The following is a 23,511-nucleotide window of genomic DNA, read 5'->3' on the forward strand; positions in this document are numbered from 1 at the left end:
AGCAAAGTCGAAGTGGGCGTGAAGTCAAAAATTCCGACTGCCTATGTGCATGCACATTTTTTGCGAATCCGCGAAAAAGACGACGCAGGCGTCTGCAAACGCCAACTACGACGCTGTCACCTTCATTTTGGTCGGGCGGCGCATTGAGGAGCAAAGGATGAGTGTGATCGAGGTCAAGGTGCCGGACATCGGCGATTTTGATGCAGTGGACGTAATCGAAGTGATGGTCAAGCCCGGCGATCAGGTCGAGATAGATCAGTCCCTCATTGTGTTGGAGTCGGACAAGGCAACAATGGACGTGCCGTCCACCGCTGCTGGCGAGGTGATCGGCGTGTGCGTCAAGGTGGGTGACAAGATTGGCGAGGGTGTGTTGATCTGTACAGTCGAGGGGGCCGTGCAGGTGCCGCCTCTATCGGAGCAATCCAAGAAATTGCCTCTCGCGGCGCCAGTCGCGATACCTATGCCGGTTGCGGCGATGCAGAGCGGCAGCACTGACATCGAATGTGAAATGTTGGTGTTGGGCGCTGGTCCGGGTGGCTATTCCGCCGCGTTCCGTGCCGCTGATTTAGGCATGAAAACGGTGTTGGTCGAACGTTTCGCTACGCTTGGTGGTGTTTGCCTTAATGTCGGTTGCATTCCATCCAAGGCGCTGCTGCACAACGCGGCTGTGATCGACGAAGCGAAGGCGTTGGCCGCCCATGGCATCGTGTTCGGCGATGCCAAGATTGATCTGGACGGCCTGCGTAACTACAAGCAGTCGGTGGTTAGCAAGCTGACCAATGGTCTCGCGGGTATGGCCAAGGCACGCAAAGTGCAGGTAGTGCGCGGCATCGGCAGCTTCGTCGATCCGCATCACCTGGAGGTCGATCTGACCGAGGGTGATGGTAAGGCGAGTGCGGGCAAGAGGACTATGATTCGCTTCGAGAATGCCATCATTGCCGCCGGAAGCCAGGCGATAAGACTGCCGTTCATTCCCGAGGATCCGCGCATCGTCGATTCAACCGGTGCACTAGAGTTGCCCGAGATACCTGAAAAGATGTTGGTCATCGGTGGCGGGATTATCGGTCTCGAAATGGCGACTGTTTACAGTACCCTGGGTGCGGAAATCGATGTCGTCGAAATGCTTGATGGCTTGATGAATGGTGCCGACCGGGATCTCGTCAAGGTCTGGGAGAAGAAGAACAAGGACCACTTTGGCAAGATTATGCTGAGGACCAGGACGGTTGGAGTGGAAGCCAAAGCCGATGGCATTCATGTGAGGTTCGAAGGCGAGCAGGCGCCGGCCGAGGCTCAGCGCTACGACCTTGTATTGGTTTCGGTTGGACGATCCCCCAACGGCAAGCGCATCGGCGCAGAGAAGGCCGGTGTGGCTGTGACCGATCGCGGATTCATCGACGTGGACAAGCAGATGCGCACCAATGTGCCGCATATCTTCGCGATCGGCGACATCGTCGGCCAGCCGATGCTTGCGCACAAGGCCGTTCATGAAGGGCATGTGGCCGCTGAAGCGGCGCATGGCGAGAAGGCATATTTCGACACCCGACAGATCCCGTCGGTTGCTTTTACCGATCCGGAAGTGGCATGGGCCGGCCTGACCGAGGACCAGTGCAAAGAGCAGGGTGTGAAGTACGGGAAGGGTATGTTTCCGTGGGCTGCGTCCGGGCGCGCGATCGCCAATGGTCGTGACGAGGGCTTTACCAAACTGCTGTTCGACGCGGAGAACCATCGCATCATCGGCGGCGGCATTGTTGGTCCTCACGCCGGCGATCTGATCAGCGAGATCTGTCTGGCGATCGAGATGGGCGCAGACGCTGTCGACATCGGTCGCACGATTCATCCGCATCCTACGTTGGGCGAATCCGTGGGTATGGCCGCCGAGATTTACGAGGGCGTCTGCACTGACGTACCGCCGCCGCGCAAGCGCTAGCAGTCGGGCAACAGTGGCAACGCCGTCATTTCTCGCCTGCGTAAGGTTTCAATCTTCGCTTAATACAGAGACAAAACAACGGAACGCCTGGGTTTCTGGCGTTCCGTCGTTGTAGCCGTGTCTCGCGCGACAGGCGGTCGGCGTCGTCCCTTCCAATCCGCTTCTTAAACGACGCCAAGCTAAACGCAGGCACGCAATTGAAGCCGAGCGATTGTGAAATCCCGTCCATGGGATTCCGACCACGCCTCAGGTCCCGGATCGCGATGCGACATCGAAGTCTGTCCCTTAATTCCTGAAACGTGGCGTCCTCTGCAGCCGGCGTGCGAATCAAGGATCGGTCGGCCTCGTGACGGCACCGGAACAGTGCGGTGCCGTTTTTGTATCCGCTCCGGCGGCAGGTCCGCCTGTACAGTCCGGGCGGCGCGCGCCGGGACGATCAACCCTTACCGGTCTTTTCTAGTTGCCCGCAGTGCCGTCGAGGCGACGTGATTCCTCGCTTACCCGCCAGGCGCAGCGCCATCCGGCAGCACGGGCCAAGGAGCTTTAAATGGATATTTTCGTCCAGCAGATCCTCAACGGGCTGGTGCTCGACAGTGTCCACCCCATCATCGCGTCTATCTAGTTTTCATTGATACCGGCTTGCTCCGCGCTAACTCTTTGATATTGGCGCAGGGTAGTGAGGCACGCTGGTAAACCGAGCCCTACCATTGCTCATCCATCAACTTATTCATGCAAGGCATCAGAAAATTTCGATTTCGGTCGTATTTTCATCGCCATAGGTTAGATAGTGCGTCGTCGATTGGTCGATCTAGTGACGAGGCAGACATGTTCACGCGGATCTCGCGTGTCTTCCAGTTGCAACGAAATCTTCAAGAAAGGGTTTGGATATGATTCGGGCAATTCGTCGGATTTTTGGTTGCATTTCTCTTCTGACAATCCTGTTACACACTACGGCCTCCATGGCTGCTGATGAACCGAAGGTGTGTAACGGAGGAAAGCCTATCCGCTTCGCTCAAGTGACTTGGGAAAGTGGAGAAGTGTTTGAGGAGATGTTCAGATCAATTCTGGAAAAGGGGTATGGCTGCAAGACTGAACTCGTAACCGGTGCGAGCTTTGTCATGTACTCCGCAATTATCAACGGTGATGTCGATATTTTTTCGGAGGTCTGGCGAAATAGAGTTCCAGCCGTAGAGAAAGCCGCCACGGAAGGGAAAATTCAGCTTGTTGGCAGTTTGCTTAAAAGCGCGGGCGGTATTGAAGGCTGGTTTGTCCCTGAATATGTGATCAAGGGAGATAGTAAGCGGGGTATCAAACCGTTGGCTCCAGATCTTGTGACGGTGGAAGACCTGAAGAAATACGCTTCGATTTTCCGTGACGACGAAAATCCGAATAAAGGACGTTTCTATAATTGCCCGACAACTTGGCAGTGCGAGCGTGATAATACGGAGAAGATGAAAGCGTACGGGATGGAATCGTCGTATGTGAATTTTCATCCTGGAACGGGGGCAGCCTTTGATACGGCAATCACTTCAGCGTACAAACGCGGCGAACCCATTCTGTTCGCCTACTGGAAACCATCCGCTCTCATGGGGCAGGTAAAAACGGTTCAGTTGAAGGAAAAGGCGTACAACGAGGCGTGCTGGGAGACGATCAAAACCGGACAGCCGAATCCGTGCGCCTCTGCCACGCCGGAAACGGCATTGAGCGTAATGGTCAATCAAGGCTTTGCCAGCAAGAATCCAGACGCCGTCGAGCTTTTTAAGAAACTGTCAGTCCCTCTCGAGGATCTGAACGGTGCGATCGCGGCGATTCTGCCGCCCGCCCGCACGCCGGCGAGAAAGATTGCAGATGATTTTATTCGCAGCCATCCGGATCTAGTTAGTCAATGGGTATCGGCTGATGTGGCTAAGAAAGTGAATGCCGCGTTAAGGTAAAAATCGGATTTGCGTGTCCCGTCCCGTATTGTGGTAGGGGCACGCATCGAGAAATTTAGGAGATCTGTAGTGGCTACACGAGGATTTATAGGCCGCCGGCCACGTCAAGAAATCGCAACGCGGGTTCCGCCAGGTCAGCACGAGACTACGGAGTTTCCCGTGCTATCGATTGGCCCCACTCCGCTTATCGATATGGCGAAATGGTCGCTTTCTATTCGGGTGGAGCAGACCTTGATCGTATCGTGGCAGTGGGATGAATTCAATGCACTAGATCTGTTCGATTGGACTGGTGACATTCACTGCGTTACGCGCTGGTCAAAGTTCGATACGCAATGGAGCGGCGTGAGCATCGATACGATGCTTGAGACAGCGGGTCTAAAAGATCCTCCGCCGTACTGCACCGCCGTGTCGATGGACGGGTACTCATCAAATTTGCTGACGAGCGATCTCGCTGATGGAAGAGCCATGGTCGCGACGCATTACGAAGGTAAGCCATTGGATCGGCATCATGGAGGCCCCGCCAGATTATTCGCTCCTCATCTTTATTTTTGGAAAAGTGCGAAGTGGATTTGTGAGTTGAATTTCAGCAATATTGAAAAACCGGGATTTTGGGAGTCGCGCGGATATCATCTTTACGGTGACCCATGGCGCGAGCAACGATTTATCGAGGGTGAATAATTCTATGTTGGCTGAAGCGCCTATTCTTCTTCAAAGCACTCCCATCTGGATCGAGGTGGAGATTGAGAAAATATCTCAACTCACGCCTACTATTAAATCTCTTCGCTTTCGTGTGCCATGGGGTGCCACGTTCAGGGCGGGCCAGGCGGTGGATTTCCGGCTCACAGCCGAAGATGGGTATAGTGCGCAGCGCTACTACTCGATTGCTACTGCTCCGTGTCCAGATCATTATGTAGAGGTGATGGTTGAACGGAAGGAAGGTGGAGAAGTATCCTCGTTCTTTCACGACACACTTGAGGTTGGTGACAAAATTGAGGTGCGTGGGCCTATTGGTGGGGGACCATTTACGTGGCAGCCGTCTGACCCTGGTCCTATCATGCTGATTGGTGGTGGATCGGGAGTTGTGCCGCTGCTCTCAATGCTCAGACATCGACATGCAGTAAAATGTTCGACGCCTTTTACTTTGATTTATTCGGCAAAACAGCATTCCGATGTGCTGATGAAGAATGAATTGCGGGAAATGTCTGATTCTGATCATTCGCTACAAGTTGCTATCACCCTTACTCGAGAAAAAAACATGCCGCCTGGATTCAATTCGGGAAGAGTGAGCAAGGCTTTGATTGCTGGTGCATTTTCGGGAGATTGGAGTGATCCAAAAACATGTTTCATATGTGGATCGAATTCGTTTGTAGGTGATATTTGTGATCTGCTACTGGAATTGGGGATGCCGATGCACCAGGTACGAACAGAACGGTTTGGAGGGTGAGCATCTGCGATTAGCGCACTCGTCAGTGCAGGCGGAGCTCTCGAGGAAAGATGAAAGGACGCGCTTATGGAGGTAGTCGACGCTGGACCATATGAATTGGTCCAGCTGCTTATGGGGATGTTGATCGCAAGGCTTATTGTCGCATTTTGGAGCATTTCGCCAGGTGGACGACGGCGTGGAAGCGGATATTTTGCCAATCGGAGGCGTATGTATGGTGCGCCGCATGCTTACGCCTTCTCGCCGCAATGAATAGATTTGTCACCGCTCCCGCAGCGAGCGAGGAGGAATTATGATATGTGGCGATATGTATTCCAAATGGCAATAGGAGAACATTCTGATTTGAGCGTTGCGGTGAAGTGCATGATTAATCTTTGATTTAGCTGTTATCAGGAGTAAGCGCGGTAAGCTGGTGTCTTAATCCAATAAAACTGGGTGGTTCGAGGATGCGAAAACGTTGAAAGTTAGCATCGCGCCTGTTAAGAAAATCTAGGAGCCCAGATAATGTCGGCACATATTGTTCTCGACGAGGAAAGTGCAGGGGGTGTTCTCACGCCATCTTCGCTGGAGGTTATGCGATTATATCGCAAGAGTCGCTTGGTTCGGCAACTCCAGCTGCGCGATTTGCCTGCGATTCTTTTGTATGATCCTTTGAATATACGTTACGCTACCGATCTGTCCAATCAGCAGGTGTGGTGTCTTCATAATTTTTGTCGTTACGTGCTAGTCTTCGCAGATGGATACACTATTAATTTTGAATTCAGCGGCTGTGAGCATCTATCCGAACGGCTGTCTACGATACAGGAAGTCCGAAACAGCATCGGCTGGTTATTTTTTTTATCTGGTCAGAATCTGAACAGCGACGCCAACGCATGGAGTGCTCAGATTTCGGGCGCGTTGGCTGAACGAGGTTGTCAGGGCTTGCTCGCCGTTGATAAACTTGAACCGCTGGGTGTGGCGGCGCTTGCCAAGCGCGGGATTGAAATTGTCGACGGACAAAATCTTACTGAGTCTGCGCGATGTATAAAAAGCGCTGAGGAATTATTGGTTATTCGCAATGCGATCAAGGTCGCTGAGTCCGGTTTGAAGAGAATGTATGACGCCTCTTATCCCGGTATGTCCGAACAGGCGATTTGGGCAGAGCTGCATCATGAAAACATCTCAAGGGGTGGCGAATGGATCGAGACCCGGTTGCTAACCGCAGGTCCGCGAACGAATCCCTGGTTTCAGGAGTGCTCCAATTACGCATGCCAGTCAGGTGATATGTTGTCAGTCGATACGGATATGATTGGTCCGTACGGCTACTGTGCCGATTTGTCCCGGTCATGGACCATTGGCCACACACCGTTCACGCCCGAACAACGTGTTCTTTATGAAACTGCGCTTGAACAGATACATCACAATCTTGAATTACTGCGTCCTGGACTCAGCTTTGCCGAATTCAATCAAAGATCGTGGCGAATCCCTGAGAAATATCTCGACCGACGATATGTGGTCGCGATACATGGCGTTGGCCTTGCCGACGAATTTCCTATCGTCAGACTACATCCGGATTTCGAGGAGAGTTATGCCGGGCAATTCGAGGAGGGCATGGTCGTTACGGTGGAAAGCCTCATTGGCGAAGTCGGCGGCCGCGAATGCGTCAAACTCGAAACGCAAGTGCATATCACAAGAAGCGGCGCGGTACGTCTCGACACATTTCCCTTCGAATGCATGTAGTTCGAGCCGTACCAACGTGCAGGAGGATGTGCGAGCGTGAGTCGCACGCGCGAGGCGAGGTGAACGCTGCCTGTCGCCCAATCGGGAACTGGTGATGGATGAGTGCATCATTGTCCGCCACAAGGAGCAACTAGCCGCAGTCGCGCGGAACCGATACTTGGTTGCCTGCGAACGGGTGCACCCTTTCATCATGGCCGGCAAGCGTTTGAAAATTGTGACGGGATCGGAAACCTTGCGCATTGATCTGAACATAAACGCTCCTCCGACGATCATCCCTTCCTTCGATGATGTCGGTGTAACGCGGCGGCTCCTTGCATCAGTATTTTCATGCAATGACTCAGATCTTTTGTATTGACCGGCAATTTATGTACCGAAAATATCAATCGTAGAAAAACGGGTGGGAGATCATGATGTCTCGGAAAGTGGTGAGCGTGATGGCGCTTATGATGCTTGGTTGTTGCGGTGCCGCACTGGCCCAAGAGGTGGTCAAGATTGGGTATGCGGGACCAATAACCGGTCCGGTGGCGCAAATCGGGAAGGATTCAGAAAATGGTGTCCGACTTGCGGTCGACGAGGCGAATGCACAAAACATCCGGATCGGAGGCAAGGCGGTACGGTTTGCAGTGGATCCCCAGGATGACATGGGTGACCCGAAGACCGCGACAACAGTTGCCCAAAAGCTGGTCGATGACGGGGTGGTCGGCATCATCGGTCACTTGAATTCGGGCGCAACGTTGCCGGCGTCGAAGATTTACTCGGATGCGGGTATAGCGCAGATTTCGCCCGCGTCGACGAACTCCTTGTACACCCGACAAGGCTTCAAGACGGCCTTCCGCGTTATTGGCGATGATCGTGACGTCGTCAAGGTTCTTGTGGGTTACGTTCTCGGGAAGATGCATGCCAAACGCATCGCGGTCGTCGATGATCGTAGCGCTTATGGCCAGTCATTTGCCGATCAGGTGGTCGAAGAACTCAAGGTAAGGAATGTCACTCCCATCGATCGGCAATATGTCACGACGCAGACCGTCGATTTCAGAGGAATCCTGACAGAATTGAAATCCCACAATCCTGACGTGTTGATCTATGCGGGTGTGGATGCTCAGGCTGGCCCCATGCGTAAGCAGATGGTCAGTCTGGGGATGGGGAAAACGCAGATCGCGGGTTGCACAATCGAGACTGACAAGTTTATCGACCTTGCGGGCGGCCCGGCGAACGCGCAAGGAACAGTGTCGTCGGAGTCCGGCTATGCGCTCGCCAGCATGCCGAAGGGCAAGGACTTTGAGCGGCAGTTCGCGAAATATGGCAAACCGGTTCTGTTCTCGCCCTACGCCTACGATGCGACCTGGGCTCTTATCAAGGCGATGCAGGCCGCGAATTCCGTGAAGCGTGCGGACATTTTGGCCGCACTTCGGCGCGTGAGTTTTGAAGGGGTTACGGGCCCCATATCCTTCGACGGCAAGGGCGACCTTCAGACTGCACGGGTGACCATATTCAATATGGTTGACGGCCGCTGGAAAGGGGTAGAGACGGTCGCAGTGTCAAAATGAGTCTCCTTGGTGTTGATTGGGCGTGCATCCGGATCACTTCCGCTTGCACGCCATTTTTCTGAGGGAGACTCCGGCTCGACTCACGGTCCGTATGCTTGAGATACGACTTCGCTCCACGACTGACTTCACATGCGGTGCCTTTCGATTGGCAGGAAGGGATGGTATTTCCCAGTTCAAACGTGCATGCCGCGGCCGTGCGTGCTGACTGGATGATTGGGAATAACCCTTGCTCGCGTAGTAGGCGCCAACGTTAAGCTTGGGCTTGTTCGTTCGCGATTTCAGCGTGAACTTTTTATCAATCCAAGTAAATTTCATGATTTGGCACGTCTCGATTCATGAAAGGTTTTACCGGTTAACTCATCGTAAATTTCCACATGCGCCAGTTCTACCGGCGATTTCATTATTTCGTCCAGCGCATGGGTGAGGAAAGCATCGGAGTCGGGTGCTCCAGCGGTCATCAGCGCGTCACGCATGATGTTGTAGTCAAGGACATCTGTCAGTTCGTCGCCACTGGAACTGGAGTTTTCGTATCGAACCCAAATTTCGACGTTGACAATCCTGGTACTTGGGCAACCGTCTGCAGAAACACATCTCCAGCCGCGCAGGTAGATTCGGCGCCAGTCCACAGCCTCTTCTGCGGTCGGTCCAATAGTATCATTCATCGTCATTTTCCTGAAGGTTTACAAACAAATATATAAATTTTGTACGTAATTTATAGGCAACGATTGGATCGTGCAAACATATAAAAACAAGTGCAAACGTACTTTTTGCATGCGAAAAAATGGTGCTGATGCTGAGCAATTGAAGGTGTAAATTTATGTGAATTTTGGGTGCCATTATGGCATCTGGTTCGTTGAATAGTCGTGCGAGTGCGGAGTTGAAATATGAGTCAGGCAGAAATCATTGATGGTGTTGCGGTTTCCCAGCAGCTACGCGAAGAGGTTTCGCGGCGAGCTGCTGAGTTGACGCGAAAGGGAGTCACTCCGGGGCTCGCAGTTGTACTGGTTGGCGATGATCCGGCGAGTGCGGTTTATGTGCGCAACAAGGTTAAGGCCTGCGAGCAGCACGGCCTGCACTCGACGTTGGACCGCCTTCCTACCGAGACCTCAGAAGAGGCATTGCTCGCTCGCATCCGGGAATTAAATGAGGATCCGAAGATTCACGGGATTCTCGTGCAGCTTCCGCTTCCGGCGCACATCGACAGTCACAAGGTCATTGAATCTATTGCGGCTGAGAAAGATGTGGATGGATTTCACGTTGCCAACGCTGGCGCGCTGATGACAGGCCGCCCGCAGTTCCGGCCATGTACCCCATATGGGGTGATGAAGCTTCTCGAAGCTTATGAAATTCCGGTTTCCGGCCGGCAGGCCCTGGTCATCGGTCGTTCGAACATCGTTGGCAAGCCCATGGCGATGCTTCTTCTCGAGGCTGGCGCGACAGTTACCATCTGCCACAGCAAGACCGCCGATCTTTCGGCTCACACGAAGGCCGCGGACATCGTGGTCGCCGCGGTCGGCAAGCGGAACATTCTGACGGGCGCCATGGTGAAAGCCGGTGCAGCGGTTATCGATGTCGGGATGAACAAGACCGATGAGGGAAAGCTTTGCGGCGATGTCGAGTTCGCAACGGTTCGCGAGGTGGCGGGTTACGTTACTCCGGTTCCGGGCGGAGTGGGGCCCATGACTATCACCATGCTCCTCGTCAATACACTGGAGTCGGCAGAGCGTGCTGCAATGCTGTAACGTGCCCACTTGTCGTCCGCCGCTTTAGAGGCGGACGACGCACGAGCCACGCAGCCAGGGTGACAGGAAGTCAGCGATGCCTGTCGGTTGTGAGACGTGGTCACTTCCTGCGGCATCGTAACCCTTCTGGTCCACGCTCGAGCACGCTTTCGTGTATCGAATGCAGCATTCGTCCATCGAGAATCAATGCGACGGATTGGCGTTGATGCCCTTGATCTACGCGCAGTACCGAACGCAAGCCATGAAGCACCGCTTCGAAGCGGTCTGCGCGCAGCTGTCATAGTGTTTGTCGATACACCGTCGCGCAACGTGGACATTGGTTGTCAGCCATGCGCAATGCAACCCCCATCCGCACGGTCATGGCGAGACGGTAGGCGGTTCGCGTGTTTTTTTGCGCCTTCGTGCCATGTGTTCTTTCGTCAACGTCACATACGGTTTGTCGAAGCCCCTTTCTTCATCCTTCACGTTACTGGGGCAGGAGCCGCGTTTTTCCATCCCACTATGACCGCATAAACGCAAAAAATGTATAGCATGCCCTACGCTCCGATCAAATCGCTGCTCATTGCCAACCGCTCGGAAATCGCGATCCGCGTGATGCGTGCCGCGGCGGAATTGAACATCCACACGGTCGCAATCTATTCGAAGGAAGATCGCCTCGCGCTACATCGTTTCAAGGCCGACGAGAGCTACCTGGTCGGCGAAGGCAAAAAGCCACTCGCGGCCTATCTCGACATCGACGACATCCTGCGCGTCGCGCGGCAGGCCAAGGTCGACGCGATCCATCCGGGCTACGGTTTCCTGTCCGAGAATCCGGATTTCGCCCAAGCGGTCATCGACGCCGGGATCCGCTGGATCGGCCCGTCACCAGATGTGATGCGCAAGCTCGGCAACAAGGTCGCGGCCCGCAACGCCGCGATCGCCGCCGGCGTGCCGGTGATGCCCGCCACCGCGCCGCTTCCACAGGACCTCGACGAATGCAAGCGCCTGGCGGAAACCGTCGGCTATCCTCTGATGCTCAAGGCGAGTTGGGGGGGCGGCGGGCGCGGCATGCGGGTGCTCGAGAGCGAGCAAGATCTGGCGACGTCGCTCGCGGCCGCGCGCCGGGAAGCGCTGGGTGCGTTCGGCAACGATGAAGTCTATGTCGAAAAGCTTGTGCGCAACGCGCGCCACGTTGAGGTCCAGGTGTTGGGCGACCTGCACGGTACGTTGGTGCACCTCTACGAGCGTGACTGCACCGTGCAGCGCCGCAACCAGAAGGTCGTCGAACGCGCGCCCGCGCCGTACCTGGATTCTGCCGGCCGGGAAGCGCTGTGCAAAGCGGCGATGCGGCTGATGCGCGCGGTCGGCTACAGCCATGCCGGTACCGTCGAATTCCTGATGGATGCCGATACCGGCCAGTTCTACTTCATCGAGGTGAATCCGCGCATCCAGGTCGAACACACGGTCACCGAGATGATTACCGGGGTCGACATCGTCAAGGCGCAGATCCGCATCACGGAAGGGGGCAGGATCGGCCTGACCGAGGATCTGCTCGACGTACATGGAACTGTGGCGACGCATGCGGCGGGGGTGCCGGCGCAGCCGGACATTCCGCTGAACGGACATGCGCTGCAATGCCGGATCACGACCGAGGACCCCGAGAACGGCTTCTTGCCCGACTACGGACGACTCACCGCGTACCGTAGCGCAGCAGGCTTCGGCGTGCGTCTCGACGCCGGCACGGCCTATGGCGGTGCGGTCATCACTCCGTATTACGACTCGCTGCTGGTCAAGGTCACGACCTGGGCGCCGACGGCCGCCGAGTCGATCCGGCGGATGGACCGGTCGTTGCGCGAGTTCCGCATCCGGGGCGTCGCGTCGAACCTCCAGTTCCTCGAGAACGTCATCAACCACTCGGCCTTTGGTGCGGGCGACGTCACGACCCGCTTCATCGACCAGACGCCTGAGTTGCTCGCCTTCACGAAACGGCGCGATCGCGCTACGAAGCTGTTGAGCTATCTGGGCGACGTCTGCGTGAACGGACATCCCGAGATGAGTGGCCGAGCACTCCCCGCGTTGCCGCTGCCGAAATCCATCCCGCCGGCCGTGGACACGGCGCTGCCATTGCCGTCCGGCACACGCGACCGGCTGCGGGAACTCGGGCCGGAGAAATTTGCGCGCTGGATGCTGGACCAGAAGCGGGTGCTGCTGACCGACACAACGATGCGCGACGCGCACCAGTCGTTGTTTGCGACGCGCATGCGCACCGCCGACATGCTCCCTATCGCGCCGCACTATGCGCGCGAGCTGTCGCAGCTTTTCTCGCTGGAATGCTGGGGCGGCGCGACGTTCGACGTCGCGCTGCGTTTCCTCAAGGAAGACCCGTGGCAGCGCCTCGCGCAGTTGCGTGAACGGGTGCCCAATATACTGCTCCAGATGCTGCTGCGCGGTTCGAACGCGGTGGGTTACACGAATTATGCGGACAATGTGGTGCGCTTCTTCGTCCGGCAGGCGGCCAACGCCGGAATCGACCTTTTCCGTGTGTTCGATTCGCTGAACTGGGTGCGCAACATGCGCGTCGCAATCGACGCGGTATGCGAAAGCGGCGCGTTGTGCGAAGGTGCGATCTGCTACACGGGAGATTTGTTCGACAGCAAACGTGCGAAGTACGACCTCAAGTATTACGTGGGCATCGCGCGAGAGCTGCAACAGGCCGGCGTACACGTGCTGGGTATCAAGGACATGGCGGGCATCTGTCGTCCGCAAGCTGCTGCGATGCTCGTGAAGGCGCTCAAGGACGAAACCGGCCTGCCCGTGCATTTCCACACGCACGATACGAGCGGCATCTCGGCGGCATCCGCATTGGCCGCGATCGCGGCGGGCTGCGATGCGGTGGACGGCGCGCTTGATGCGATGAGCGGCCTTACCTCCCAGCCGAACCTGTCGAGCATCGTGGCGGCGCTCGCGGGTAGCGAGCGCGATCCGGGGCTCGACATGGATCGGCTGCATGAGGCGTCGATGTACTGGGAAGGCGTGCGTCGCTACTACGCGCCGTTCGAATCGGAGATCCGGGCCGGCACCGCCGATGTTTACCGCCACGAGATGCCAGGCGGACAGTACACGAACCTCCGGGAGCAGGCCCGCTCGCTCGGCATCGAGCACCGCTGGACCGAGGTGTCGCGCGCGTATGCTGACGTGAACCGGATGTTCGGCGACATCGTTAAGGTGACGCCGACATCGAAGGTGGTCGGCGATATGGCGCTGATGATGGTGGCTAACGACCTGAGCGTCTCCGATGTGCAGGACTCGGCCAAGGAAATCGCGTTTCCCGAATCGGTTGTCTCGCTGTTCAAAGGCGAACTGGGTTTTCCGCCCGACGGCTTCCCGGCAGCGCTTGCGCGCAAGGTGCTCAGGGGCGAGCCGCCGGCACCTTACCGGCCCGGCGACCAGCTTCCGCCGGTCGATCTTGAAGCGGCGCGCGCACAGGGCGAGGCCGCTTGCGAGTCTCCGCTCGACGACCGGCAGCTCGCTTCATATCTGATGTATCCGAAGCAGACGATCGACTACTTCGCACACGTGTGCACGTACAGCGATACTTCAGTTGTGCCAACGCCAGCGTTCCTGTACGGCTTGCAGCCGCAGGAAGAAGTGGCGATCGATATTGCGCCGGGCAAGACCCTGCTCGTCGCGCTGCAGGGGCAGCACGCCGACGTCGAAGAGGGCGTAGTCAAGGTTCAGTTCGAGTTGAACGGGCAATCACGCACCGCACTTATCGAGCAGCGTAGTACCGCTCATACGAGCAAAGTCCGGCGTAGCCAGCCGGTTGCTGATCCGGGGAATCCACTGCATGTCGCTGCTCCTATGCCGGGCTCGGTCGTTACGGTCGCGGTTCAGCCCGGGCAGCGCGTCGCGGCCGGTACCACACTGATCGCGCTAGAGGCGATGAAGATGGAAACCCACATCGCCGCCGAACGTGATTGCGAGATTGCGACGGTGCATGTTCAGGTGGGCGACCGCATCGCGGCCAAGGATCTCCTGATCGAGTTGAAGGAGGTGGGTTGACTGTAAGCCTCCTGCCGGTACCGTCTGGCTGGACTGCACAGAAGCGGAATTGGGTCCCACCGTATCTACGCTTGTGGTGGGAACGAGCCACTGCACGCGGGCCTTCATTTTAGTAATTCTGGGCTACCGTCAGGATGTAGTCCTATGGACTCGCGCAGTACACATAGCTGCGACTCAGTCCAACTGCGACATGTAGCCGGACGGGTGCTTGTCGCCGCCGCTTAGCTTTCCGATTATTCAAGAAATTCATCACCATGAATTCCGTGCAGTCAGGCGTCAGGTTGCACAATCACCCGCGAACTCTGCACGGATTCGGCCGATGAACTCACGATTTAACTAGGAAAGCTAAAGATAATTTGGAGAGGGTCGATATCTTGCATGGGGCGCACCAGATGAAAATTGGCATTGGGGTTCGAGTGAGCTAGTGTTCAAGGTGTGCACACGGGTTGCTTGAGGTTTCCTTTCCATTTTTAGATGGTCCTGTCCGGGGCGATTTTCCAGGAAGGCGAATTGTCGATAACGAGTCTTCGCAGGCTGTCCCATTCCACATTGCAAGTGCCCATTCGATTGCCGCGCATGATGCGGCCCGCGTGTCGTAGTGATCGGTGATTCCGTCGAGGAGAGACCTTTGAACATGAATTCGCGTTCCATTTCCGTCAGGTTCAGCTTGATATTCGGTGCGGCTCTGGCTGCCGCAATCGTTGCGATCACCCTGTTTGCGACATGGAACGTCCGTCGCCAGGCAGTCGGCAGCTTCAATACCGCGAGCATGGGCCAGATTCGCCAGATCGACGCGAGCTTGAAAGACACGTTCAACCGCGTTCGCGACAACGTCGTGTTTTTGGCGAATTCGCCGGTAGTGCAGTCGGCGAACGATTCGGTGACGAACTACCTGACGCACGGTGGCCCGATGACGCCGGACGCGAACGGTGGGGCGGAAAGCGAGATTTTTTCGTTGCTGAAGCGTTTTGGCGACAGCCATCCGGACCTTCGCTACGTGTATCTCGGGACGAAGTGGGGCGGCTATATTCAATTTCCGAAGGACGAGCTCAAATCGAACCACTACGATCCTCGCGAACGGCCGTGGTACGAGAAGGGCATCCAATCCAGGGGCGAGGTGAGCCGCACGGCTCCTTATACGTCCGCGGAGGGTCACGAGGTCATCATCAGCTTCGTTCGCACCTTTCAGGATGCGCAAGGCAAGCCGCTCGGCGTGCTTGGCATGGACATCTCGCTTGCAGGCCTTGCGAAGATGGTTTCACAAGTGCGCTTCGGCGAAACCGGCTACCTGATGATCGCCGATGACAGCGGCACAGTGCTCGTCGATCCACACGATCCGTCACACGGGTTCAAGCCGCTGAAAGATCTCGGTGCCGGCTACAGCGATCTCGCGCAGCTCGCCAATGGCACGCGCACGGTCGACCTGAATGGCACAAGCTACGACAGCGTCGTCTATACGGCGCCGGACCTGGGCTGGAAGTACATCGGCCTGATCCCGCACGGGGAAATGATGGCGCTCGCGAATCGGCTGACCCTCGTGTTGACGTTCGGCGGCGCGCTGCTGCTTATCGCCGCGCTCGCGTTGACGATCACCCTCGGGCGCCGCATGACCGGGCCGCTGCGGCAACTGTCGGACGGGATGCGCGACATCGCGTCGGGCGACGGCGACCTGACTCGACGCCTGCCCGTCACGAGCGGCGACGAAGTCGGGATGCTGGCCGGGCAGTTCAATGCGTTCGTCGAGAAACTGAACCGCATGCTGCTCGACATCCGTGCAAGCAGCGAGACGCTGCTTGGCGCCACGGGCGAAATCGCGGCGGGCAACGCCGACCTGTCTTCGCGCACCGAGCAGCAGGCCGCGGCACTCGAGGAGACCGCCGCCAGCATGGATCAACTGACCTCGACCGTGAAGAACAACGCGGACAATGCGCGACAGGCGAGTGCGCTCGCGGCTGAAGCGACCGACGTCGCGCGCCGCAGCCGCGACGTCGTCGAGCGGGTGGTCAATACGATGAGCGAGATCAACCTGAGTTCGAGCCAGATCGCCGAGATCACGACGCTGATCGAAGGCATCGCGTTCCAGACCAACATCCTCGCGCTCAATGCGGCGGTCGAAGCCGCTCGCGCGGGTGAACAGGGGCGCGGTTTCGCGGTCGTCGCGGGCGAGGTGCGCAATCTCGCGCAGCGCTCGTCGGTGGCGGCGAAGGACATCAAGGATCTGATCGGCGCGTCGGTGAGCAAGATCCAGCAGGGCTCGGTGCTCGCGAGCGAGGCGGGGCAGACGATGTCGGAGGTGACGCGGGCGGTCGGCCGGTTGGCGGACATCATGGGCGAGATCGCGAGCGCATCGGACGAACAGAGTCGCGGGATCGAGCAGGTCAATCTCGCGATCGCGCAGATGGACGACGTGACGCAACAGAACGCGGCACTCGTGGAGGAAGCGGCAGCGGCGTCGAGTTCGCTGGAAGATCAGGGACGTCAGTTGAATGGGGTGGTCGCAACGTTCCGCCTGCGGCAGCGCGATTAACCGGGCTGCTTGCACGGTAAGCACGTTGGGACCGTGCGGTCATGCTATTCGACCCGACGGGTCTGTCCAAGGTCGTTGCCATTAGACTCACCACGCCGGGCAATCTGCGCGGCGATGTCGGCAGCGTGCAGTGGCATGCGATATTTGTCGTGGTCTTAGCCGTGATCGGCCTGCACGACGACAGGCTTTGACAGCGGCCGCCCACGCTTGCCGCAAATGGGCGGAATAGCCTCAGAGAGGGTGCAGTTGTGTGAAGTCGTTGTGGTTAGCGCCTTTGAGGATCAGCGCGATCGGGATGCCCTGCGCTTCGGTAACGAGATGGTGATTTGAACCGGGGAACGCCCGATCGGTGGGATTGGGTCCGGTTCTTGACCCGATCACACTGCGCGAATGGAGGACGAATCGACGATCACACGCTACCAGTGTAAGCGTTGCCTCCGCACCGTCTGTTCATGAAGGTCCATAGACGGCAATCTGATTCCCACCACAGCGCGCCGGAGATCGAGACGGCGCAAAGGCCAGCGAGAACCAGGGAAGCGGATTCCACGCCATGCAGAACGATGGCGCAGGCGAGCAGGGTACAAAGGAAGATGAACACGCTTGAGTTCACCCAGGCCGACCGGGCGAACGTCGCATGGCGCGCGGCCAGGCTTGCTTCACTCAGACCGACTGCGTGGTATTTCCGAATGAACACGTCCGGGTCGGGCGGGGCGTCGAGCTTCGACCATTCCGCGCGCGGTACAGGCGTAAAAACCAGTCGAGTGGCGTTGCGCAGATGCTCGATGGTCTCGCGGTGCTGCCGCTCGCCGATGAGGGTGCCGGCATCGTAGCGCAGCGCCTTCGCAATTTTGAGTCCCATGCCGTACTCCGTCGTTAATACCCCCCGGTGGGGCTCAATTGACGTTACGGGAGGGGAGGTATGGGCAACGCGGACGGTCAGAAAGCCAGGGAGCGGTCTATTCGGCAGCACGGTACATCGGAGCGTGCTTCGGCAACGTCAACGTATCTTTCCGTCGTTCGTTAGTTTGACAAGGTGCTTGCCTTCAGGGCGTAGCGCGAGCAACAGGTCCTTTAATTCTTGCGGCTCATCTGCCGATGCTCAGAAAATCGATACTCAATGCATCAATCATCGCCGTGGCGAGCCTTTCGGCCTGCGCTTCCCAACCGGCAAACGATCACGCCAGCAGAGACCGGCAGCACGCTCCGGTGGCCGCGCAAGCGATGTCTGGTGTCGAAGCGATGCCGTTCGTGCATCCGGGACTGCTGCACAGTGAGCAAGACTTTGAGCGCATGAGGATGAACGTGGCGCAGGGGAACCAGCCCTGGCTACAAGGATGGCAGCGCTTGATCGCAAACCGCCACGCGTCCCTGAGCTGGACTCCGCGCCCGCAAGATGCCGTCTATCGCGGCAGGAACCCCGAGCACGCCGAGAACTATTCGCTGCTGTTCAACGATGCGGCGGCGGCCTATGCGCTCGCGCTGCGCTGGAAAATCTCCGGTGACGACGCCTATGCCGGCAAGGCCGTGGCGATCCTGAACGCGTGGTCGGAAAACCTGAAGACGATCGGCGGCAATTCGGACAAGTTTCTCGCGTCCGGAATCTACGGCTACGAACTAGCGAACGCTGCGGAAATCCTGCGCACTTGGCCGCAATGGCGAACAGCGGACTTCCACCGTTTCCAATCGATGATGCTCTCCGTGTTTTATCCGATGAACCACGACTTCCTGACCTATCACAACGGCGCGAAGATCGATCATTACTGGGCGAACTGGGATCTCGCCAACATGGCTTCGATGCTGGCGATCGGAGTCCTCACCGACCGCTGGGACATCTATTCGGAAGCGATCGAGTATTTCAAGCACGGCGCGGGCAATGGTTCCATCGAGCACGTCATCTGGAAGCTTTATCCGAACGGGCTCGGCCAGGTCCAGGAGAGCGGCCGAGACCAAGGGCACACCATGCTCGACTTCGCACTGCTGGGCGCGTTCTGCCAGATGGCCTGGAATCAGGGAGGCGATCTGTTTGGATATGACCACAACCGTCTGCTGAAAGGGGCTGAATACGCCGCGCAGTACAACCTCGGCCAGGACGTGCCCTACACCCCATATTCCAACAGCGACGTGACCCAGCAGGGGATTTCGCCAGCAGCCAGAGGCGATACGCGGCCAATCTGGGAACTGTTCTACAACCATTACGTGGTGTTGAAAAAACTCCAGGCGCCAGCCATTGCCGCGTATGCTCAGCGCACTCGCCCGGAAGGCGGCGGCGGCGACTATGGTCCGGCCAGCGGCGGGTTCGACCAGCTTGGTTATGGCACGTTGACATACGCCCTCAAGTAAGGCAGTCGAAGCGGAGAGGCAGATCGGGGCGGCTCGACGGCCGGGCGATGATGTCAAGGTTTGCGAGCCGCCCCGACGGTGGGTTCGGTCAGGCCGACCTCGTCATCCCAAGCTCAATCGCCATCGCTTTCCATCCGGCGTTACCCGTCCAAGCTGTCCAACGAGGCCTGGAACACTGCCAGGCTCCCAGCCAGGGTGGGTTTGCACTCGGTGATGGGGCGCTCCGTGATCTCTGCGACGCGCTCAGCCGGTTTCTCCGCTGACGGCTGCGATTCGCTCGTCAGCGTCGCACCGTCCTGCGGTTCCTGGCTATGAACTTGCTCTCGCGGGTGTGGGTAATTGCAAGGCTGGGTACTCGCTTACCAACCAGTCGACACGATCGGCGGCTCGAAGCTTCGCCAAAAGTGCCTGGGGCGCCGATCCCAGACGCCAGCCACGCAGCCTGTGCCAGCAGCTCATGCCCGAGCCGCAACCCATTTCCTGCGAAAGCATTTCCCAGGGGAATGTCAAACAGCTACCGCGATTCATTTTGTTAGAGCGTTTTAGGCGGCCGATGCGCTTGGGCTTTCTGCATAGCGTTGAGCGTTAGTCGTCGACGCTTTTGATGCCTTCGGCCGAAGGCCGAAGTCACCGGTTCGCTCGAACCGGAGTAAGCGCATCGAGCAACGCCTTAGCGTCCCGCAAGTCGGCGGTGTCGAAGCCTTCTGTAAATCGACCGTAGACGTCCGATAGCGCTTGCCGGGCTTCCGCAATTTTGCCCTTGCGCTGCCACAGCCGGGCCAGGCTCGACACCGCGCGCAATTCCAGCGATCTGGCACCCTGATGTCGAGCCACCGCGATCGCCTCGCGAAAACAATCCTCGGCGGCGTCGTAGCACGCGGATACGTCATCGTTGTTGTTCAACCCATCGAGCAGCAAACTCCCCTTTAGCCGATGCAGCTCGGCCTCGAAGAAATGCTCCCCGGTTCTGTCCATTATCGCCATTGCCTCATCCAGCATCCCGAGGCCGGCGTCAATGTCGCCCGCGCTCCGGTAGCTGTTGGCAACGAGGGCGAGAAAATACGAGCGCTGGTCCTCGCCACCGGTGGCTCGGTCGGCGGCCAAGCCTTGACGCATTTGGGCGATTCCCTCTTGGAGGCTTTCTCGTTCGGTTAGCGCCCAGCCCCGAAAAATGGTTCCCCATGCGAGCCAGTACGGTAAGCCTAGTTCGGTCGAGAGAGTGATGACAGCTTCCGCATGCTCGCGAGCCAGCGATACCTCGCGCCGAAGCTGATGCAACTCGGCCGCGTAAGCCAGAGCAAATGCCAGGGTTGGTCCATAGACAAGCTTTTGCGCGAGGGCAAGTGCTTCCTGACTTCGCTCGTGCGCCTGCTCGGGATATCCTTGAAGCCACAAGGTCAGTGCCAGGCAATTCAAGGCCCGGATGCCGGGATCCACGCCGTGCGCGAAGACATGAGCCTGATGCTGCTCAGGGTCGTAAAGGGCAAGCGCTTGTTCCTCGTGGGTGCGGGCGGCGTCGAGGTTACCCTGGAGCAACAAGCACGCGCCAAGTGAGCCATGCGCCTCCACAAGCAAGCCCGGATCCCTTGCACGCCGCGCCATGCACAGCATTTGCTTACCCAATTCCCGCGCAGTCGCATACTCCGCGCGCGTCAAATAGTGAATCCTCAGTCCGAGTTGCACCGCGAAGAGCTGCGAAGTTTCACCAATTTGCTCGCACAACGTCAGGGCGCGGGTATAGGTCGCCGCCACCTCCGGCACGCCATATCCTCGCACGTCCATCAAGGCCGGCCCCAAGGAGAGCAGCAGCGTCAGCTCTCGATGCGCGCGTGTGGGCGTGTCGGGCAGACGCTTGAGCAACTCCAGCGCCGCGCCGAGGTGATGCATCGCATCCGGATGGGCTGAATGCCGGAGAGCCTGCTGTCCGGCACGGTGCAGGTACTCCACGGCCTTCGGGATGTTGCCGCTTAGGCTGTAGTGATGCGCCAATTCGCTGCAATAGTCTGCGATGCGGGTTGGGAACAGCGCCTCGATCGCCTGCGCTGCGCGCTCATGCAATGCACTGCGCCGCTCGGTCAGCAGCGAGTGGCCGGCGACCTCCTGCGTCAGCGCGTGCTTGAAGGAATATTCGACTTCCGGGAACGCGGGCCGCTCATAGATGAACTCCGCGGCTTCCAGGTGTGCAAGAAGTTGGCGAAGATCGTCGTCCGTGTGCGCGCTCGCGCCGCCACAGATGCGCTGGATCAAGCTGAACGGAAACTCCTTGCCGATCACCGAGAGAGTCTGCAGCAGTTCCTTTTCCGCGACCGGGAGCCGATCGATGCGGGCGGCGAGCACCCCTTGCACGGTGGTCGGAATATGCAGCGCGGTCGGAATTTTCTCGATCCGGTAACGGCCGGGCTCGCCGAGCAGCGATTTCTCCTCGGCCAGTGTCTGCATCACTTCCTCCATGAAGAACGGATTGCCCTCGGTCTTCTCCAGGATGAGCTGCTTAAGGGGCACAAGGGTGGCATCGTCCCCGAGCAGGGCCGTGAGCAATCCCTGGGCGTCGGCCGGGCCAAGCGGTTCGAGCCGCAGTTGGCTGCAATAGCCTGCGCTTTCCCGGACAGGCTGGTATTCCGGGCGATAGTTCAGCAGCAGCAGAATCCACGAGTTCGTCACGCGCTCGATGAGGCACGCGAGAAATGCTTCGGTCTCGCGGTCGAGCCATTGCAGGTCCTCGAACAGTAGTTCGATCGGCTGATCGCGGCTCTCGCGCACCAGAAGTTGTGTGATTGCATCGAAGGTCCGATCCCGCCGGATCCGAGGATCCATCTCCGCCAGCGCCGGGCTGGGTTCGCCGATGGCAAGCAGATAGAGCAAGTAAGGCACCAGATTCTCAAAGCTGCGCTCGAGCGTCAGCACCTTGCCCATGACCTTTTCCCGGCACCGTCGCTCGTCGTCCTGCGCTGCGACCTGGAAATAGTTCTTCAAAAGCTCGATGAGCGGCAAATTGGCAAAAGCCTTGCCGTGCGACACCGAAAACGTCTCCAGCACCAGGCAGCCGCGACGCGAACGCTCCTTGAACTCGTGGAACAGCCGCGACTTCCCGACGCCCGCCTCGCCAACCACGCCAACCACCTGCCCGTGCCCCGTCCGCGCCTTTTCCAGCGCTCGGTTCAAGTGTTCCAGTTCCGCCTCACGGCCAACGAACCGCGCGAGGCCGCGATGCGCGGCCAGTTGTAGGCGTGTGCGCAATGCGCCGAGACCCAGCACCTCGTATACCGAGAGTGGCGCGGGAATGCCTTTGATTTCGGTGGCCCCCAACGCCTTGAACTCGAAATAGCCCTCGGCCAGCCTGTGGGTAGACTCACTGACCAGGATCGAGGCGGGCGTGGCGATGCCCTCCATTCGGGACGCAATGTGGATCGTGTGTCCGACTGGATCGTAGTCAGTATGCAGGTCGTCCGTGCGGATTGAGCGAACGACGACCTCCCCGGTGTGGATGCCGACACGTATCTGCAGCGGAATACCTTTGTCCAGACGGATTCGATCACCGTGGCACCGCATCGCCTCCTGCATGCGCAACGCCGCGAAAAGTGCCCGCTGTGGGTGGTCCTCGTGGGCGATGGGCGCACCGAACAGCGCCAGGATGCCGTCGCCAAGCGACTTGGCGACATAGCCCTCGTAGTAGTGGACGGCCTCCATCATCAGCGCGATGACTGGTTCGATCAGGCGATGGGCATCTTCCGGGTCCAGATCGTGAATCAGCGCCGTAGAGCCGGCCATGTCGGCAAACAGCGCCGTCACGGTCTTGCGTTCGCCAGCAATCTCGCCCCGCGCTTCCATGGCCGCCTGCTCGGCGCGGATGCGCTCGGCAAGGTGGTGTGGCGTGTAATGGATCGGAGCCGGAGAGGATTCGGAGACCGGCGCGCGCGGCATGGGCGCTGGACCCGCAGAAGTCAGGGGTGCGCCGCATTCACTGCAGAATTTGGCGGACGGGTCCGATGCGTGGCCACACTGCTGACAAGTGCGCGACAGCTTGGCGCCGCACTTTTCACAAAGGGTGGCCCCGATGGCGTTCTCGCATCCACAATTTGCGCAGCGCATACCACTCCTTCCCCTTACAGAAGGCAGGCATTTAGACATTATGCGCTGCATCCACTCCCGGCAAGCGTGAATCAAAAGGGAGTCTCCGGCTGCGATCCTCGATCGGTGAGGCTCTCCCGATAATGCGGTCGATGGTCAGGCGCTGCGAGAAGTTGGACTCTCAAACAACAAGTCTCTTGCCCTCCGCAGTGTCGACATACAGGT

At 58.2% G+C, this 23,511-nt stretch carries 14 protein-coding genes and 2 pseudogenes; 11 read left to right on the forward strand and 5 right to left on the reverse strand.

From position 1 onward, the window contains the following. Positions 1-157 precede the first annotated feature (157 nt). The 7 genes from lpdA (at position 158) to G3N94_RS06410 (ending at position 8,568) form a co-directional block, all read left to right on the forward strand. Positions 158-1,927: a dihydrolipoyl dehydrogenase gene (gene lpdA, locus G3N94_RS06380; protein WP_205791259.1), complete on the forward strand. Its 1,770-nt coding sequence runs from the start codon at positions 158-160 to the stop codon at positions 1,925-1,927. Between the two features lie 887 nt (positions 1,928-2,814). Continuing rightward, complete coding sequence (locus G3N94_RS06385; RefSeq protein ID WP_241021638.1) at positions 2,815-3,861, forward strand: glycine betaine ABC transporter substrate-binding protein; 1,047 nt, start codon at positions 2,815-2,817, stop codon at positions 3,859-3,861. A 159-nt stretch (positions 3,862-4,020) separates the two neighbouring features. After that, positions 4,021-4,539 carry a molybdopterin-dependent oxidoreductase gene (locus G3N94_RS06390; RefSeq protein WP_346778657.1) on the forward strand — a complete coding sequence of 173 codons (519 nt, stop codon included), beginning with the start codon at positions 4,021-4,023 and terminating at the stop codon, positions 4,537-4,539. Next, on the forward strand, positions 4,532-5,305 hold the full coding sequence (locus tag G3N94_RS06395) for a ferredoxin reductase (RefSeq protein WP_205791261.1): 774 nt from the start codon (positions 4,532-4,534) through the stop codon (positions 5,303-5,305). The genes G3N94_RS06390 and G3N94_RS06395 overlap by 8 nt, the downstream gene beginning before the upstream one ends. 501 nt (positions 5,306-5,806) lie before the next feature. After that, positions 5,807-7,021 (forward strand): Xaa-Pro peptidase family protein, encoded by a 1,215-nt coding sequence (locus tag G3N94_RS06400; RefSeq protein WP_205791262.1) that lies wholly within the window; start codon positions 5,807-5,809, stop codon positions 7,019-7,021. 94 nt (positions 7,022-7,115) lie between these two features. Beyond that, positions 7,116-7,376, forward strand: a complete 261-nt coding sequence (locus tag G3N94_RS06405) for a hypothetical protein (protein WP_205791263.1) — start codon at positions 7,116-7,118, stop codon at positions 7,374-7,376. 52 nt (positions 7,377-7,428) lie between these two features. Then, positions 7,429-8,568, forward strand: coding sequence for a branched-chain amino acid ABC transporter substrate-binding protein (locus G3N94_RS06410; protein ID WP_205791264.1), 1,140 nt, complete (start codon positions 7,429-7,431; stop codon positions 8,566-8,568). 311 nt (positions 8,569-8,879) lie between these two features. On the opposite strand, the gene G3N94_RS06415 is transcribed toward G3N94_RS06410, so the two are convergent. Next, complete coding sequence (locus G3N94_RS06415; RefSeq protein ID WP_205791265.1) at positions 8,880-9,230, reverse strand: hypothetical protein; 351 nt, start codon at positions 9,228-9,230, stop codon at positions 8,880-8,882. A 222-nt stretch (positions 9,231-9,452) separates the two neighbouring features. Between G3N94_RS06415 and folD the strand changes: the two genes are divergently transcribed. The 3 genes from folD (at position 9,453) to G3N94_RS06430 (ending at position 16,878) form a co-directional block, all read left to right on the forward strand. Further along, a complete protein-coding gene (folD, locus tag G3N94_RS06420; RefSeq protein WP_205791266.1) occupies positions 9,453-10,310 on the forward strand; it encodes a bifunctional methylenetetrahydrofolate dehydrogenase/methenyltetrahydrofolate cyclohydrolase FolD in 858 nt (285 codons plus the stop codon). Positions 10,311-10,841: 531 nt separating this feature from the next. Then, positions 10,842-14,351, forward strand: a complete 3,510-nt coding sequence (locus G3N94_RS06425) for a pyruvate carboxylase (protein ID WP_205791267.1) — start codon at positions 10,842-10,844, stop codon at positions 14,349-14,351. A 634-nt stretch (positions 14,352-14,985) separates the two neighbouring features. After that, the gene (locus G3N94_RS06430) at positions 14,986-16,878 is read left to right on the forward strand and encodes a methyl-accepting chemotaxis protein (RefSeq protein ID WP_205791268.1); all 1,893 of its coding nucleotides are present in this window, start codon (positions 14,986-14,988) and stop codon (positions 16,876-16,878) included. Positions 16,879-16,925: 47 nt separating this feature from the next. Here the strand turns inward: G3N94_RS06430 and G3N94_RS06435 are convergent. Both G3N94_RS06435 and G3N94_RS06440 read right to left on the reverse strand, forming a co-directional pair. After that, a pseudogene (locus tag G3N94_RS06435) lies at positions 16,926-17,294 on the reverse strand (transposase); the annotation flags it as partial. After that, entirely contained in the window at positions 17,288-17,737 is a 450-nt protein-coding gene (locus G3N94_RS06440) for a hypothetical protein (RefSeq protein ID WP_205791269.1), read from the reverse strand. The gene G3N94_RS06440 and the pseudogene G3N94_RS06435, both read right to left, overlap by 7 nt. 236 nt (positions 17,738-17,973) lie before the next feature. Here G3N94_RS06440 and G3N94_RS06445 point away from each other — a divergent pair, with 236 nt between their 5' ends. After that, the gene (locus G3N94_RS06445) at positions 17,974-19,218 is read left to right on the forward strand and encodes an alginate lyase family protein (RefSeq protein ID WP_241021636.1); all 1,245 of its coding nucleotides are present in this window, start codon (positions 17,974-17,976) and stop codon (positions 19,216-19,218) included. A 366-nt stretch (positions 19,219-19,584) separates the two neighbouring features. Here the strand turns inward: G3N94_RS06445 and G3N94_RS42235 are convergent. Then, positions 19,585-19,716, reverse strand: a pseudogene (locus G3N94_RS42235) (IS5/IS1182 family transposase); the annotation flags it as partial. A 129-nt stretch (positions 19,717-19,845) separates the two neighbouring features. Continuing rightward, positions 19,846-23,307, reverse strand: coding sequence for an adenylate/guanylate cyclase domain-containing protein (locus G3N94_RS06450; RefSeq protein WP_205791270.1), 3,462 nt, complete (start codon positions 23,305-23,307; stop codon positions 19,846-19,848). Positions 23,308-23,511: the final 204 nt, after the last annotated feature.

The sequence above is a fragment of the Burkholderia sp. Ac-20353 genome (genome assembly GCF_017104785.1).
Taxonomy (GTDB): Bacteria; Pseudomonadota; Gammaproteobacteria; order Burkholderiales; family Burkholderiaceae; genus Burkholderia.

Bases quoted from the DNA above. Each gene is read 5' to 3' on its own strand.
- lpdA (WP_205791259.1), top strand. From the start codon at position 158: ATGAGTGTGATCGAGGTCAAGGTGCCGGACATCGGCGATTTTGATGCA.
- G3N94_RS06385 (WP_241021638.1), top strand. From the start codon at position 2,815: ATGATTCGGGCAATTCGTCGGATTTTTGGTTGCATTTCTCTTCTGACA.
- G3N94_RS06400 (WP_205791262.1), top strand. From the start codon at position 5,807: ATGTCGGCACATATTGTTCTCGACGAGGAAAGTGCAGGGGGTGTTCTC.
- G3N94_RS06405 (WP_205791263.1), top strand. From the start codon at position 7,116: ATGGATGAGTGCATCATTGTCCGCCACAAGGAGCAACTAGCCGCAGTC.
- G3N94_RS06410 (WP_205791264.1), top strand. From the start codon at position 7,429: ATGATGTCTCGGAAAGTGGTGAGCGTGATGGCGCTTATGATGCTTGGT.
- G3N94_RS06415 (WP_205791265.1), bottom strand. From the start codon at position 9,230: ATGAATGATACTATTGGACCGACCGCAGAAGAGGCTGTGGACTGGCGC.
- folD (WP_205791266.1), top strand. From the start codon at position 9,453: ATGAGTCAGGCAGAAATCATTGATGGTGTTGCGGTTTCCCAGCAGCTA.
- G3N94_RS06425 (WP_205791267.1), top strand. From the start codon at position 10,842: ATGCCCTACGCTCCGATCAAATCGCTGCTCATTGCCAACCGCTCGGAA.
- G3N94_RS06430 (WP_205791268.1), top strand. From the start codon at position 14,986: ATGAATTCGCGTTCCATTTCCGTCAGGTTCAGCTTGATATTCGGTGCG.
- G3N94_RS06440 (WP_205791269.1), bottom strand. From the start codon at position 17,737: ATGGGACTCAAAATTGCGAAGGCGCTGCGCTACGATGCCGGCACCCTC.
- G3N94_RS06445 (WP_241021636.1), top strand. From the start codon at position 17,974: ATGCTCAGAAAATCGATACTCAATGCATCAATCATCGCCGTGGCGAGC.
- G3N94_RS06450 (WP_205791270.1), bottom strand. From the start codon at position 23,307: ATGCGCTGCGCAAATTGTGGATGCGAGAACGCCATCGGGGCCACCCTT.